This window comes from Streptomyces sp. WAC06614, from assembly GCF_003949795.1.
Lineage (GTDB): Bacteria > Actinomycetota > Actinomycetes > Streptomycetales > Streptomycetaceae > Streptomyces.
In genome coordinates this window covers 1-14,239 of sequence record NZ_RPRY01000186.1, presented here as the reverse complement: position 1 = coordinate 14,239, position 14,239 = coordinate 1, and the positions used below count along the sequence as shown (strand labels likewise).

Genomic DNA, 14,239 nt, shown 5'->3' with positions numbered 1-14,239 from the left:
GCGTGGGACGGGGCGTCTCGGGATGCAAGACGGGGTGGGCGGGCCGGAGCGGCGCGTGCCGCTCGATCGTCACCAATTGTCCCGGTTCGCGAGCGGAATTTGAGATTCCGATCCATTGATCGAGACGCGCCCTGCCGTCGGCCGAAGGGATCTGCTTCAATGTGGCCCATGGCCAGCCACTCGCACACCTCGACAGGTCGCAGCGACCTCGAGCCGTTCTGGCCGTCCCGTCAGGATCACGATTTCGACCGGGTGTGTTGCCGCGCGAAGAACGCGCCGGCCCTCTAACGCCTTCAGGAACCTCCGATCGGACCTTCCCGAAGGCCTTCGGTCTGCGCGGTACGACGACTGATCTCTCGTCCGACGTCTTCTGCCGACTCCGCGTGAAAGAGCTGACCACTCATGGCGAACACCCGTTCCATCGCTTCTGCGGCGACCACCGCACCCGCTGCGACCGCGCACGCCTCCCTGTCCTTCCCACCCTCCGGGTCCCGCCCGCGGCTGCGTTCCGTGGACCGGGACGAAGTGGCCCGCGTGGTGGACCTCCTGCCGCCCGGCGCCACCTGGCTCCCCGCGCCCCAGCACTCCCTGCCCGCCGCTCCCGGCCGGCCGCCGATGATCGGCTACCTGGTCCTCGTACCGGCCGACCAGCACCCCTCGCTCACGCTCGCCCCGCAGCACCCGCCGGTACCGGCCCCGCCCGTCGCACCCGTGGCCCCGCGGGCCGCGGCCCGGGCGGGCGCGGCCGGCCACGGCGGGGACCCGCTCGTGCGCATCGACGCCGCGCAGCGCAGCGTCGAGGTGGACGGCGAGGTCCTGGACCTGACCTACCTGGAGTTCGAGCTGCTGGCCCACCTCGTGGCGAACCCGCACCGGGTGCACAGCCGGGACCAGCTGGTCACCACCGTCTGGGGCTACGGCCACGTCGGCGACGGCCGCACCGTGGACGTCCACATCGCGCGGCTGCGCCGCAAGCTCGGTCCCCGCCACCGCGGCGCGATCCAGACCGTGCGCCGGGTGGGCTACAAGTACGCGCCACGCGAGCAGGTCTGACCACCCGTGACATGCCAGGGGCCCGCGCTCCAGGAGGAGGGAGCACGGGCCCACGGCCACGGTCGTCCGGCGGGCGGACGCCGGTGTCACCCGGCGGCCGGGCGGGTACCGCCCGGCCGCCGGGCCGGTGTCACTGCTGGGCCGCCGCGGTCCGCCGGCGTCCCGCCAGCAGGCCCAGCACCCCGTCGAGGACGAGGAACGCCAGCAGGCTGATGCCCAGCAGCGGGACGAACCAGCCCACCACGGCCGTCCCGGCCGCCAGCGGAAGCAGCACCGTCACCGGCAGCTTCCGCCACGCCCCGCGCGGGTGCGCCCGGCCGAACGACAGCGCCCGGTCCTTGGTCGGCCGGCGCAGCCACCACATCCGGTAGCCCCAGACCACGAGGAGGACCACCGCGAGCGCGAGGAGCGCCAGCGCGATCTGGTTGGCCAGGCCGAACATCAGGCCCATGTGGACGTCGATGCCGAAGCGGGTGAGCTTGGCGAGCACCGGGTAGTCGGCGAAGCGCAGTTCGTCCATGACCCGCCCGTCGGCCGGGTCCACGGCGACGGCGTCGAGGTGCACCGGGACCTGCCGGTCCCGCTCCTTGACGACGTAGCCCTTGCCGCCCGTCGGCAGCGTCACCTGGAGGCTGTGGCTCACCCCGGCCGCCCGGGCGGCCTCGACGGCCCGGTCGAGGCCGACGTCCGCGCGGGCGGGCATCTCCGGCATGGTGCCGTCCGGGGCCATGTGGTGCCCGGCGTGCTCGTCGGCCCCGCCGGTCGCGGCGCCGGGCAGGGTGGCGGACACCGCCGGGGTGGCACCGCCGAGCCGGTCCTGGAGCCGGCCGATGTTCTCGCCCGCGTACGTCGACCAGGTCAGGCCGGTCGCGGACAGCACGACCAGACCGGCCGCCGACCACAGGCCGACCGAGCCGTGCCAGGACAGCGTCCGGCGCCGCCCGGTGGCCTGCGCCTTGCGCTCGGGCAGCACGAGCTGCGCCCGGCGCTTGCGGCGGCGCCCGATCCACAGGGCCAGGCCGCCGAGCGCGACCACCCACAGCCAGCTCGCGGCCAGCTCGCTGTAGATCCGGCCGGTCTCACCGAGCTGGAGGCTGGAGTGGAACTCGCTCAGCCAGGCCCGCAGCGGCAGGGCGTCGCCGGCGGTGGTGAGCTGCCCGCGCACCTCGGCGGTGTACGGGTCGACGAAGACGGTGAGGTTCTCGCCCTCCTCGACGCCCGGGGCCTTCATGATCACGCGGGTGGTGGCGTCCGCCTCGGGGGCCGGCCACACACCGACGACCTTGCCCTGCGGGGCGGCCTTGGTCGCGGCCGCGACCTGGGCGCTCAGCGGCAGGGCGCGTTCGCCGACCGTGTCGACGGTCAGCTCGTGGGCGTAGACGATCTTCTCCGCCTGGAACGACAGGGCGTACAGGAACCCGGTCGCGGCGGCGAGCAGGAGCAGCGGGGCGATCAGCAGCCCCGCGTAGAAGTGCATCCGCAGGAGCAGGGGCCGCAGCGCGGCCCAGGTGCCGGCGCGGCGGGGCGCGGCGGAGGAGTCGGACGCGTCGGGCCCTTCGGGCGCGTCGGGCCCGTCGGATGCGTCGGATGCGGGATCGGTGGTGGGTTCTGCGGAGTCGCGGACACGGGTGTCCGGAAGCTCGTCGAGGGACATGAGGGTCCTCACAATCGGCGGAAAGACATGGGGAAGGCGGCCCCAGGTCTCGCCGGATCGCCGATTCAGGCGCAGGCAGGACGGCCGGGGGCCGTGGCACGGGGGAACGGCCGCACGGGCGGCCCCCGCCGGACCACGGCATGGGCGTGCACCGCTCCGCGCAGCGCGCGCGGCGGCTCGTAGCGGCGGCGCCGGACCCGCGGCACGGACGCCGGGACGACGGCCGCCGCCCGGATCCGCACCCGCCCGACCAGCCGGACGCCTAGGGCGCGCAGGGCCCGGGCCAGCCGGAAGACGGCCCGCTCGCCCCGGGCGAGCCAGAGGGCGCAGAACAGGCCCGCGAGCACGTGGGCGGCGATCATGCCGAGGCCGCCGTGCCCGGCGAGGTGGGCCAGGTGCCCGGCCGCGACATGGTCGACGCCACCGGCCGCCCCCGCCATCTCCTCCATGCCGGGCATGCCCTGCATGGACGGCATGGACGGCATGGACGGCATGTCGGCAGCGGTGGCCGCACGGCCGGTGTGGACGACATGACCGGTGGGGCTGACGTGACCGGTGTGGCCGACGTGGCCCAGAGGGGACGGAGGGGGCACCGCGGAGGCACGGGCGGCCGTGGTGCCACCGGCCGCGCCCCCGGCGCCGACCGCCTGGCTCTCGGCGAAGAGCAGATGCAGCACGGCCTGGACGGTGAGCAGGGCGGCGGAGATCGAGACCGGGCCGCGGCGGCGGCCGGCGCCGAGCCAGGCGAGCCCCGCGGTCACCGCGAAGGCGCCGAACAGTCCGGCGGCCGGGATGTCCCGCCCGGACATGAACAAATGCCCCACAGCGCCCAGAGCGGTGCACACCGCCGCGAACATCGCGGCCCTGGTACAGCGCAGCGGTGCGCGGGTTTCGGTCATGTCCCGGCCATGTTCCCACCCCGCCCCCGGTCGCCCAAGGGGGCCCCCTCGCAGTGCGCTCGAAACCGATGGCCGATCATGACCGGCATGAAGCCCTTGTTCCTGGCACCCGCCTACGCGGGCGGGGTGCAGCTCGGCGCGTACGCCCTGGACCGGATCGACGCCGACGGGCGCGAGCGGATCCTGCGGACCTGCTCGACGAACGTCGACAACCTCGCGGCCGGCCGCTGGGAGACGCTGCTGAGCAGCGCCCTCGTCGTCGAGGAGCCGATGCCGCTGCCGTACGCGCTGCTGCTGCTCGCCGTCCTGGGCTACGCGGAGTACGCCTACGGCGCCTGGTGGACCGTCGGGGTGTTCCTGCTCGGGCACACCGCGGCCACGCTGCTGGTGTACGGAGGCCTGCGCGCGAGCCGGCCGGATCCGCGGACCCGGCGGGCGCTGGACGTGGGGACCAGCTACGGGTTCAACGCGGTGCTGGGTGCGCTGACCTCGGCGCTGCCGCGCGGACCCGTGCGGACGGCGGCCCGGGCCGGGCTGCTGGCGCTCGCCGTGCGGCCGGTGGTGCGGCGCGGGCGGACGTTCACGGACGCCGGGCACCTGGTGGCGCTGGGGCTCGGTGTCGGGCTCTCGGTGGCTGTCGATTACCTTTCCGGTACAGATCATCGGAAAATCACATGAATAAGTCACCTGTGTGACGGCCGGGCCCGGGCGACCGGGCCGGCCGGACCGCCGCAGACCGCTGGAGCCGCCACGATGACCGCCACCGCCACCCCCTCCACCACCGTCGCCAACCTCCGCGACCTCGGCGGCACCGCGCTCGCCGGCGGCCGGGCGGTGCGCCCGGGCCTGGCCCTGCGCTCCGGCCAGCTCGACCGACTCGACCTGGAGGCCGATCCGGCGGTGGCCGCGCTGGGCCTGCGGACGATCATCGACTTCCGCACCGCGGCCGAGCGGGCCGCCCACCCGGACCGGGTGCCGGCCGGGGCCCGGATGCTGGTGGGCGACGTCCTGGCCGACCGGGTGCACTCGGGCGAGATGCCGGCCGCCGCGCAGCTGAAGGACCTCCTGTCGGACCCGGCGGTGGCGGAGCAGCACCTCGGCGGGGGCCGGGCGCAGGCGCTGTTCGCGCGGACCTACCGGTCCTTCGTGAGCTCCGGCTCCGGCCGGGCCGCGTACCGGATGCTCCTGACCGAGCTGGCCGCCGCGGAGTCCGGCCCGCTGCTCTTCCACTGCACGGCCGGCAAGGACCGCACCGGGTGGGCCGCGACCGTGGTCCTGTCGCTGCTCGGCGCGGACGAGGACACCCTCATGGCCGAGTACCTCGCCGTGAACCCGGCGGTCCGGCAGGCCTTCGCCCCGATGATCGAGGGCTTCATCGCGTCCGGCGGCGACCCGGAGATCGCCCTCGCCCTGATCGGCGTGGTCCCGGAGTACCTGCTGGCCGCGCTGGACGAGGTGGACACGGCCTACGGCTCGATGGAGAAGTACGTGCGCGAAGGCCTGGGCGTGCCGGACGACACCGTGGCCGCCCTGCGCACCCGCCTGATCGCGTAACGGGGTGCTCCGCCCCCGGAGCCCCCGCGCCTCGATCGCCGGCGGGGCGGAAGGATTCGGGGGCTTCGCCCCCGGCCCCCGGTCCTCGAACGCCGGACGGGCTGAAAACACGGGCGCGGAGGCGGAGCCCCCGTGAGCCCGAGCGGCCGGCCCCAGAGCCCGGGCCCGGGGCGGAGCCCCCGGGAGCACGGGCCCTGCCAGGCGGCGGCCTTGGTTCGCCTGAACGAGTGACCCACCCCCCGGTGACCCACCGGCCATTCGCTCGTTCAGCTGAACGTGACTGCTCCGGACACCGCCACCCGCCCCCTCGACGTCGAGCAGGCCGAGGCCGCCATCGTCGAGCACTACCCCCGGCTGGTGCGGATCGCCTACCTGGTGCTGCCGCCCGCCCTCGGCCGGACGCGCCGGGTGCTCACCGCGCACTCGCTGGCCCAGCGCGCGCTGCCGCGCGGGCGGGAGCGGGAGGCCGGGGCGCAGGCCGGGCGGCGGGGGCGGGTGCCCGGGCCGCGTGAAGGTGGCGGTGACCCGGGGTACGCCTTCGTGCGGCTGCGGGTGCTGCGCTCCGCGCTGGACGCGGGGATGCCGTTGACCTTCCGGGCCCTGCCGCGCCGCGCCCAGCTCCCGCCGGGGCTGCCGCAGGTCTGGGGGCTGCGGCTGTTCCCCCGCGCGGGCGGTGCGGAGGAGCTGGCCCTCGACCAGTGGCTGGCCACCCTCGACGGGCCCGCCCGGGCGGCCTGTGTGCTGCGTGCGCTGGAGCGGCTGCCCGAGCCGGAGGTGCTCAAGGTGCTCGCCGAGGCGGGGGTCGCGGACCCGGCGGCGGCCGTGGCCGCCTCGGCCGGGGCGGTGGACGACGCGCTGTTCGGCTCGCCCGAGTTCGACCCGTGCGTCCTGCAGGCCCGGCCCACGGATCTGCTGCGCCGCCGCCGGTACCTCCGGGCCGGCCTGGCCGCGGGGGCCGCGCTGGCGGTGTGCGGGGCGCTGTTCGCGCTGCCCGGCGGCGGCTGGGGCCAGGACGGGGCGGCGGCCCCGCCGTACGCCCGCAACGCCGCCGCCGAGCAGGCGCTCGACCCGGCCGCGCTGACCCGGGTCGCCGCCGCCGACTGGCGGACGTCCTCCCGTACGGACTTCTCCGTCTGGCCCGCCCGGGGCGACCGGACCGGTGACACCGCGCTGCTGCGCCGGGCGCTGGCGGTCTGGGCCCGGCCCGGCACCTCGGTCGTCGTGTCCGCCACGCCCGGGACCCCGGCCGGTCCGCCCATGGGACCGGCCCAACTGCTCTACGCGGGACGGGTGGACCAGGCGGTCGTGGTGCTGTTCCACGACGGGCTGCGCGTGGTGCGCTACGCCGAACCGGTGGCCGGGACCCAGGGCGCGGCGCTCGACCTCGCCCGCACCGACGGGGCCTCGGCGCAGACGGCCGGGGCCCTGGTGCTGAGCCGGGTCGACGGCAACGTGCGCTATCTGACCGCGCCGTGGGTGACGGGCGTGTCCGTACGGGACCTGCTGGCGCCCGCCGAGGCCCCGACCGCGCTGCGGACGGCCGCGGACGGGGTGACCCCGCCGGTGCAGAGCCCGGCCCCGACCGGTTCCTGCACGAGCTGGAACGCGCTGGCGCTCGGCTCCGCCTCCGGCAGCCACCTGGTGACGGACCTGGGCGAGCTGGTCCCGGCCCGGCTGACCTCGGGCGCCCCGGGCGCGGAGGGCGAACCGGCCCTGGGCGACTGGTCGAAGAGCGCGTGCCTGCTGTCCTCGGCCCGCTCGCACGGGGTGCGCAGCGTCAACCTGTGGGCGTACACGAAGCAGTCGCTGCCGGAGAACAACGGCACGGCGTCCTGGCTGTGCGCCCGGGCGGAGACCTGGCGGGGCACGGCGGAGCGGGCGCAGGCGCAGTTCCTGGCGCCGGGCGCGGCGGTGGCCGCGCAGGCTGCGGGCGCGGAGGGCTCGCCCGCCTGCGGGGTGCGCGAGCCGCGGGTGCTGGCGGGCGTGCTGTGGAAGTCGCGGGCGGGCCAGTGGTACGTGCTGGCCGGCGGCAGCCCGCAGTTCGCCTCGCTGGCGGTGACGGGCGGGGCGAGCGGCTCGGCCCAGGGCAACCGGCTGGCGGTCAAGGTGCCGGCGGGTGCCCAGGTGGAGCTGTCGGGGACCCTGCCGGACGGCACCAAGGCGGGCGTCCTGCGCTGAGCAGAGCCGCAGCAGGACGTCCTACGCCGCGCCGCAACGGGGCGTCCCGCGCCGCAGCCGGACGTCGTGCACGGGGGTTTCCCTGGACCGTACCCCTCAGTACATTGACGCCATGTCTAATAGGCCCTCCGCCCCCGCCCCCGTGGCGTCGGAACACATAGCGCTCCAGGCTCGCAACGTGTCCTTCGGCTGGGAGGACACCCCGCTGCACTGGCTGCCCGGCGATCCGTTCACCACGCACACCATCAACGTGCTGCACCTGCTGCTGCCCGCGGGCGAGCGCTGGTTCGTCCACGTGTACAAGCAGGCGCTGCCGTACGTGCGGGACGAGCGGCTGCGCGAGGACGTGATCGGGTTCATCGGCCAGGAGGCCATGCACGCGGCGGCCCACGACGACGTCCTGCCGCACCTGAAGCGGCTCGGCCTGGACCCGACCCCGTACACCGCGCAGGTGGACTGGCTGTTCGAGAAGCTGCTGGGCGACCGGACCCTGCCGCCGGGGCGGGCGCGGGTGTGGTGGCTCAAGGAGCGGGTGGCCCTGATCGCGGCGATCGAGCACTACACCGCCTTCCTCGGCAACTGGGTGCTCAACGCCGACGAGCTGGACCGGCGGGGCGCCGACCCGATGATGCTGGACCTGCTGCGCTGGCACGGCGCGGAGGAGGTCGAGCACCGCTCGGTGGCCTTCGACCTGTTCCAGCACCTGGACGGCAGCTACCGGCGCCGGGCGCGCACCTGGGCGACCGCCTTCGCGGCACTGGTCTTCCTGTGGCAGCGGGGCGCGCGGTTCTTCATGGAGAACGACCCCACGCTGGTGGACGGGCGGGCAAGCTTCGGGCAGTTCGTCCGGGCGGGCCGGCAGGGCGTGCTGCCCTCGACCCCGGCCATGCTGCGGTCCATCCCCACCTACCTGTCCCGGAGTTACCACCCCTCGCAGGAGGGCTCGACGGAGCAGGCGGCCGCCTATCTCGCCTCCTCCCCCGGCGCCAACGGCGGTGTCCTGCCCGCGGACGGGGGCGGCAGGCGATGAGGAGGACCGTCACCGTCGCCGCGGCCGCCGGAGCCGCCTGGCTGGCCCGGCGGGCCCTGCGCCGCCGGATCCGCACCTCCCCGCTGTGGCCGCTGCCCGCCCTGGAGACCCCCGTCTCGGGCTGCTCCCCGCGCCGCACCCTGCGGGCGCTGGTGGTCTCCCGGACCGAGCCCGCCGAGGGCGTCGTGGAGTTGACCCTGGAGGCCGGGGACCTGCCGCCCTGGACCCCGGGCGCGCACGTCGACGTCGTCCTGCCGTCCGGGTCGACCCGGCAGTACTCGCTGTGCGGCGACCCCGCCCGGGCGGGTACGTACACGATCGCCGCCCGGCTGGTCGAGGACGGCCGCGGCGGCTCCCGCGAACTGCACGAGCAGGTGACCGAGGGCATGGAGCTGCGGCTGCGGCCGCCGCGCAACCGGTTCCCGCTGCAGCCCGCCCCGGCGTACGTGTTCGTCGCGGGCGGCATCGGCATCACCCCGCTGCTGCCGATGCTGCGCGCGGCCACGGCGGCGGGCGCCGACTGGACCCTGCTGTACGGCGGCCGGTCCCGGGCCTCGATGCCGTACCTGGCCGAACTGGCCGCGTACGGGGGCCGGGTGACGGTCGTGCCGCAGGACGAGGCCGGGCTGCCGGACCTGGCCGCCGCGCTCGCCCCGGCCGCCGCCCGACCGGGCACCCTGGTCTACTGCTGCGGCCCGGAGCCCCTGATGGCCGCCGTCACCGAGGCCGCGCCGGACCCGGCCGCGGTCCGGCTGGAACGCTTCGCCGCGACCGGGCCGCAGGCCGCCTCCCACGCGTTCACCCTCACCCTGCGGCGCACCGGTACGACGCTCACCGTGCCGGCCGGCAGCACCACCCTGGCGGCGGTCCGCGCGGAGCTGCCGGCCACCCCGTACTCGTGCGAGCAGGGGTTCTGCGGCACCTGCAAGCAGCGGGTGCTGGAGGGCGAGGTGGACCACCGCGACACCCTGCTGACGGACGCCGAACGCGCGGAGTCGATGCTGCTGTGCGTCTCCCGGGCCCAGGGCGGGCACCTGGTCCTGGACCTGTGACGGCGCCCCCCGGGGCCTGGCCCGGCGCCGGTCCGGGCCCGGGGGCGCGACGAGTAGGGTGTCGGCATGACGACCGGGGTGCGACGCAGGATGGGTGTCGAAGAGCGGCGCCAGCAGCTGATCGGCGTGGCGCTGGAGCTGTTCAGCCAGCGGTCGCCCGACGACGTGTCGATCGACGAGATCGCGGCCGCGGCCGGGATATCCCGGCCGCTGGTCTACCACTACTTCCCCGGCAAGCTCAGCCTGTACGAGGCCGCGCTGCGGCGGGCCGCCGACGAGTTGGCGGAGCTGTTCGTGGAGCCGCACGAAGGCCCGCTCGGGGCGCGGCTGTTGCGGGTGATGGGCCGGTTCTTCACGTTCGTGGACGAGCACGGGCCCGGTTTCTCCGCGCTGATGCGGGGCGGTCCGGCGCACGGTTCCAGCCGGACCAACGCCATGATCGACGAGGTGCGGCACGCCGCGTACCGGCAGATCCTGGCGCACCTGGGCGTCGAGGAGGCGCCGCCGGCCCGGCTGGAGCTGGTGGTGCGCTCGTGGGTGTCGCTGGCGGAGTCCACGGCCCTGCTGTGGCTGGAGGGCCGGCGGATCCCACGCGCCGAGCTGGAGTTGCAGCTGGTGCACGACCTCGCCGCGCTGGCCGCGGTGAGCGCCGCGTACGACGCGGAGATGGCGGGCATCCTGGTGCGGATGCTGGCCGACGAGCCCGCCGACGGGCCGTTCGGGGAGCTGGTGGCCCGGCTGGCGACGCTGGGGCCGGGGGCAGCACAGCCGGCTCGGTGACAATGTCCGGATGATCATTGACGACGGGATCGAGTTCCGGCGGGCCGGGGACGCGGACGCCGGGCTGCTGGAGCAGCTCTTCGACCGCACGGCGCGGTGGATGCTCGCGGGCGGCATCGACCAGTGGAAGCCCGGGGACAGGGACGCCGCGCACTTCAGGGCCCGGATGCGGGACGGCGAGGTCTGGCTGGCCGAGGACGCCGAGGGCCGGCTGTGCGGCGCGTACGAGCTGTGGTGGTCCGACGAGGAGGCCTGGGGCGTGCAGCCTCCGGTGGCCGGCTACGTGCACCGCCTGATGGTGGCCCGTGACGTCGCGCCCGCCGGGACCGGCCGGCTGCTGCTCGACCATGCCGAGCGGCGCATCGCCGGGACCGGCCGCGAACGGGCGCGACTGGACTGTGTGTCCACCAACCCCCGGTTGCTCGCGTACTACCAGGACGCGGGCTACCGGGTGGTCGGGGAGTTCCCCCACAAGGAGGCGAAGGACGGACGGGTCTACGGGGTGGTCCTGCTGGAGAAGCGGCTGGACCGGCTCATCGGCGGGTGAACACCCCCACGGTGCGGGCCGGGACGGTGAAGGTGCCGCTCGTCCGGTCGTACGTGGCCCGCCGGACCACGGGGTCGGCGCCGGTGGCCTGCACCGGGTGCAGCCGGTAGCCCTGGCCGGCCAGCGCCGGCACCCGCGGGGCCCGGTCGTCCGGGGTCGCGTTGAAGACGATCACCAGGTCGTCCAGGGTCATGGTGATCACCCCGGGGGTCTCCGTGGTGCCGGACAGCGGGAACGCCAGCCGGGCCTGGACCTCGGCCGCCGTCGGCAGGGCGAAGCCGGGTTCGGTGGTGCGGATGCGCAGCAGGTCGCGGTAGGCGGCCGAGGCCGCCCCGATCTCGGCGCAGCCCGGGGCGGGCCCGGTGAGCAGCGGTTTGGCGTACGGCCACTTGGCGCGGTTGTCGGCAGCGGGCGGCAGGCCCCGGCCGAAGCCGTTGCCGGTGCGGCAGTCCCAGTGGATGGCGTTGAACCAGTCGCCGCTGTCGAAGGAGTTGCGGTCCAGGGACTTCGAGCGCAGCAGGTCGGTGCCGGCCTGGGAGAGCGCGGGGCCCTGGGAGAGGGCCGCGGTGGCCATGGCGAGGACCTGCATGCGGGCCTTGTCGGACTCCGTGGTGCCGGGGGGCAGTTTGTAGGTCAGGGCGTCGTAGAGCGACTCGTTGTCGTGGGCGTCCACGTAGGCGAGGGCGTCGCCGGGGGCGGCCGCGTAGCCGGCGGGCCGGCCGTTGTAGTCGACCTGGGCGCCGGTGACCGTACGGCCGGTGGTGTCGGTGAAGCGGTATCCGGCCAGGTTGCCGCTCAGGCCCACCTTGATCAGGTCCTGGGCGTGGAGCAGGCGGGCCTTCTGCTGCTCGGGGCCGCCGTTGGCGGGTGAGCCGTTGGGGGCGGTGTACAGGCCGGTGGCGAAGCCCTGCACGCGCGGGTCCTCGTCGAAGGGGCCGCCGCCGCGGACGGCGTCGCGGGCCCGGTCGGAGAAGGTCGCGATGCCGGTGCCGGCCATGTTCTGCTGGGTGGCCTGGACGAACCGGGCGTCGTCGGCGACCTCGCCGAAGTTCCACCCCTCGCCGTAGAGGATGATCTTCTTCCCGTCGACGCCGTCCTTCTGCGGGGTGAGCGCGTCGAGGGCCTGGCGGACGGCCAGGATGTTGGCCTTGGGGTGGTGGCCCATCAGGTCGAAGCGGAAGCCGTCGACCTTGTACTGCTTGGCCCGGGTGACGACCGAGTCGACGACGAGGCGGCCCATCATGGCGTTCTCGGGGGCGGTGTTGGCGCAGCAGGTGGAGGTGGCGACGGTGCCGTCGGGCAGCAGCCGCTGGTAGTAGCCGGGCACGATGCGGTCGAGGACGGACTGCTCGGACTGGCCGGCGGCCACGGTGTGGTTGTAGACGACGTCCATGACGGTGCGCAGTCCGGCGCCGTTCAGGGACTGGACCATCCGGCGGAACTCGACCGTGCGGGCGGCGCCGTCCGGGTCGCCGGCGTAGGAGCCCTCGGGGACGGTGTAGTGCAGGGGGTCGTAGCCCCAGTTGAAGCCGTCCTTGGCGGCGGCGGCCGCGACACAGGCCTGCTGCTGCTCGGAGTCGGGGGCGTAGACCTTCAGGTCGCAGGCGGGTGCGGTGCGGTCCTCGGGGTCCTCGGGGACGGTGCCGAAGTCGAAGGCGGGCAGCAGGTGGACGTACGAGGTGCCGCTCGCGGCGAGCTCCCGCAGGTGCCGCATGCCGGCGGAGTCGGTGTCGGTGAAGGCCAGGTACTGGCCGGGGTGGCGGCTGGTGGGGTCCGCGATGGAGAAGTCGCGGATGTGCAGCTCCTGGATCTGGGCGGTGGTGAAGGGGACGGCCGCGGGCTTGCTCAGCTCGCGCCAGCCGGGCGGCTGGAGGGCCGGTGCGGCCAGGTCCACGGCGAGGCTGCGCCGGGAGTCGGTGGTCAGGGCGGTGGAGTACGGGTCGGTGACGAGGTTGGTCACCACCTGCTGGACGGCGGGCGCCCAGACGGTGACGGCGAACCGGTACGGTTTGCCGGCCCAGGCCCGGCCGCCGGTGGCGGACCAGACGCCGGTGGTGTCGTCGCGGCGCATGGGCAGGGTGCGGCCGTCGAGTTCGAGGGCGACCTGCTGGGCGGTCGGCGCCCAGACGGAGAGGGTCACCCGGTCCCGGGAGAAGACCGGGCCGAGGGCCGCACCGGTGGCGTACAGGTCGTCGAGGACGCCCGCGAGCTGGACCCCGGTGGCGGCCAGCACCGCGCCGGTGGCGGTACGGGCGCTCGCGACGAGCTGGCCGCGCAGGGCCTCGCGGACCCGGTCGCGGTCGCGGGGGTCGACGGTGAAGGCGCGGTGGCCGGCCAGGTGGGGGAACTTCCGCTTCTGCGCGTCGGTGAGCGCGGCGGGGGTGAGCCGTAGCCACTGGGCCCCGCCCTCCACGAGCCGGCCGTCGCGGACGGAGATCGCGCCGGCCCGGGACGCGAGGAGCTGGACCGAGGCGGCGGCCTCGGGGCCGTTCCAGGCGAGGGTGTCCCGGTCGAGCCACACGGCCTGGGCCTTGCCGAGGTCGAGGGCGGCGGCGGAGCCGGTGGGCTGCGGCAGCAGGGGCTGGTCCCGGCCGGCGAGCAGCCAGGCCTCGTGGCCGGTGGCCTTGAGGTCCAGGGACTGGTCGGCGGGCAGGTCCTTCTCGTCGCCCTTGTGCAGGATGTAGCTGAGCGAGGTGGCACCGGGTGCGAGCGGGACCTCGTAGACGGCGCCGTACGCGTCGAAGCGGGCGGGCGGCAGCGGCCGGGACCAGTCGGTGGGCTGTGCGGCGCCGGTCCAGACGTGCAGGCCCCAGCCGTCGTACGCGCCGTCGGTGCGCCGGTGGTGCAGGACGGCCTTGGTGGTGTCCTGCGGCGGGTGGGCCGGCCGTTCGGTGCGGACGGCCTCCTGGCCCTGCTCCAGCCAGATCTCGCCGGTGCGGGTCACGTCGAGGGTGCGGTCGGCGGCGACGTCCTTGGTGCCGTTCTTGTCGATGACCAGGTAGCCGATCGAGCCGGCGCCGGGCTTGAGCCGGACGTAGGCGAAGGCGCCGTAGGCGTCACGGCCGACGAAGTCGTGGCCGGCCGGCCACGGGGTGGCCTCGCCGTCCGCGAGGTCGCCCCAGGCGTAGAGCCGCCAGTCGGTGTAGTCGCCGTCGGGGCGGCGGTAGTGGACGACGGCGTAGTCGCGCCGGGTGGCGGTGGGCACCTCGACGGGCGGGAGCTGGCCGGCCGTGGAGGTGGCCAGGGCCGAGGCGGTGCGGCCGGCCCGGTCCACGACGACGGCCTTGTAGCGCAGCGCGGTGCCGGCCGGGGCGGTGAGGTGCTGCGTCACCCGGTACGGGGCGTGGTCGGCGGAGCCGAGCACCTGCCAGCGGCCGTTGCCCTGCTGGGCGGCGAACACGACCCGGTTGGTGCCGCCGCCGGTGACCTCGGCGGACAGCTCGACGGTGCCGGCGGCGCCGGCGGCGGGGGCCTTGAGGGTCAGGGCCGGAC

11 protein-coding genes are annotated in these 14,239 nt (G+C 75.4%); 8 read left to right on the top strand and 3 right to left on the bottom strand.

What is annotated here, in order from left to right:
• The first annotated feature begins 402 nt into the window (after positions 1–402).
• Positions 403–1,053, top strand: a complete 651-nt coding sequence (locus tag EF918_RS22925) for a winged helix-turn-helix domain-containing protein (RefSeq protein WP_125649919.1) — start codon at positions 403–405, stop codon at positions 1,051–1,053.
• A gap of 130 nt (positions 1,054–1,183) precedes the next feature.
• On the opposite strand, the gene EF918_RS22920 is transcribed toward EF918_RS22925, so the two are convergent.
• Together EF918_RS22920 and EF918_RS22915 are read right to left on the bottom strand one after the other, a co-directional pair.
• Positions 1,184–2,530 carry a PepSY domain-containing protein gene (locus tag EF918_RS22920; protein WP_260610521.1) on the bottom strand — a complete coding sequence of 449 codons (1,347 nt, stop codon included), beginning with the start codon at positions 2,528–2,530 and terminating at the stop codon, positions 1,184–1,186.
• 242 nt (positions 2,531–2,772) lie between these two features.
• Positions 2,773–3,606: a hypothetical protein gene (locus tag EF918_RS22915; RefSeq protein ID WP_125649913.1), complete on the bottom strand. Its 834-nt coding sequence runs from the start codon at positions 3,604–3,606 to the stop codon at positions 2,773–2,775.
• A gap of 87 nt (positions 3,607–3,693) precedes the next feature.
• Between EF918_RS22915 and EF918_RS22910 the strand changes: the two genes are divergently transcribed.
• The 7 genes from EF918_RS22910 (at position 3,694) to EF918_RS22880 (ending at position 10,747) form a co-directional block, all read left to right on the top strand.
• Entirely contained in the window at positions 3,694–4,284 is a 591-nt protein-coding gene (locus tag EF918_RS22910; RefSeq protein WP_125649909.1) for a rhomboid-like protein, read from the top strand.
• 75 nt (positions 4,285–4,359) lie between these two features.
• Complete coding sequence (locus EF918_RS22905; protein ID WP_125649905.1) at positions 4,360–5,160, top strand: tyrosine-protein phosphatase; 801 nt, start codon at positions 4,360–4,362, stop codon at positions 5,158–5,160.
• 276 nt (positions 5,161–5,436) lie between these two features.
• Positions 5,437–7,338, top strand: a complete 1,902-nt coding sequence (locus EF918_RS22900) for a hypothetical protein (RefSeq protein WP_260610519.1) — start codon at positions 5,437–5,439, stop codon at positions 7,336–7,338.
• 112 nt (positions 7,339–7,450) lie between these two features.
• On the top strand, positions 7,451–8,368 hold the full coding sequence (locus EF918_RS22895) for a metal-dependent hydrolase (RefSeq protein WP_125649898.1): 918 nt from the start codon (positions 7,451–7,453) through the stop codon (positions 8,366–8,368).
• Positions 8,365–9,420 (top strand): PDR/VanB family oxidoreductase, encoded by a 1,056-nt coding sequence (locus tag EF918_RS22890; RefSeq protein ID WP_125649895.1) that lies wholly within the window; start codon positions 8,365–8,367, stop codon positions 9,418–9,420. The genes EF918_RS22895 and EF918_RS22890 overlap by 4 nt, the downstream gene beginning before the upstream one ends.
• Before the next feature lie 66 nt (positions 9,421–9,486).
• Positions 9,487–10,200 (top strand): TetR/AcrR family transcriptional regulator, encoded by a 714-nt coding sequence (locus EF918_RS22885; RefSeq protein ID WP_125649892.1) that lies wholly within the window; start codon positions 9,487–9,489, stop codon positions 10,198–10,200.
• Between the two features lie 10 nt (positions 10,201–10,210).
• A complete protein-coding gene (locus EF918_RS22880; RefSeq protein ID WP_125649889.1) occupies positions 10,211–10,747 on the top strand; it encodes a GNAT family N-acetyltransferase in 537 nt (178 codons plus the stop codon).
• Here EF918_RS22880 and pulA read toward each other — a convergent pair.
• Positions 10,734–14,239: pullulanase-type alpha-1,6-glucosidase (gene pulA, locus EF918_RS22875; protein ID WP_125649886.1), on the bottom strand; the 3,506-nt coding region annotated here is incomplete at its 5' end. The two genes, EF918_RS22880 and pulA, sit on opposite strands and share 14 nt — an antisense overlap.

Excerpts from the sequence above, each read along its gene's own strand:
- EF918_RS22925 (WP_125649919.1), top strand. The coding sequence starts at position 403 with ATGGCGAACACCCGTTCCATCGCTTCTGCGGCGACCACCGCACCCGCT.
- EF918_RS22920 (WP_260610521.1), bottom strand. The coding sequence starts at position 2,530 with ATGCACTTCTACGCGGGGCTGCTGATCGCCCCGCTGCTCCTGCTCGCC.
- EF918_RS22915 (WP_125649913.1), bottom strand. The coding sequence starts at position 3,606 with ATGACCGAAACCCGCGCACCGCTGCGCTGTACCAGGGCCGCGATGTTC.
- EF918_RS22910 (WP_125649909.1), top strand. The coding sequence starts at position 3,694 with ATGAAGCCCTTGTTCCTGGCACCCGCCTACGCGGGCGGGGTGCAGCTC.
- EF918_RS22905 (WP_125649905.1), top strand. The coding sequence starts at position 4,360 with ATGACCGCCACCGCCACCCCCTCCACCACCGTCGCCAACCTCCGCGAC.
- EF918_RS22895 (WP_125649898.1), top strand. The coding sequence starts at position 7,451 with ATGTCTAATAGGCCCTCCGCCCCCGCCCCCGTGGCGTCGGAACACATA.
- EF918_RS22890 (WP_125649895.1), top strand. The coding sequence starts at position 8,365 with ATGAGGAGGACCGTCACCGTCGCCGCGGCCGCCGGAGCCGCCTGGCTG.
- EF918_RS22885 (WP_125649892.1), top strand. The coding sequence starts at position 9,487 with ATGACGACCGGGGTGCGACGCAGGATGGGTGTCGAAGAGCGGCGCCAG.
- EF918_RS22880 (WP_125649889.1), top strand. The coding sequence starts at position 10,211 with ATGATCATTGACGACGGGATCGAGTTCCGGCGGGCCGGGGACGCGGAC.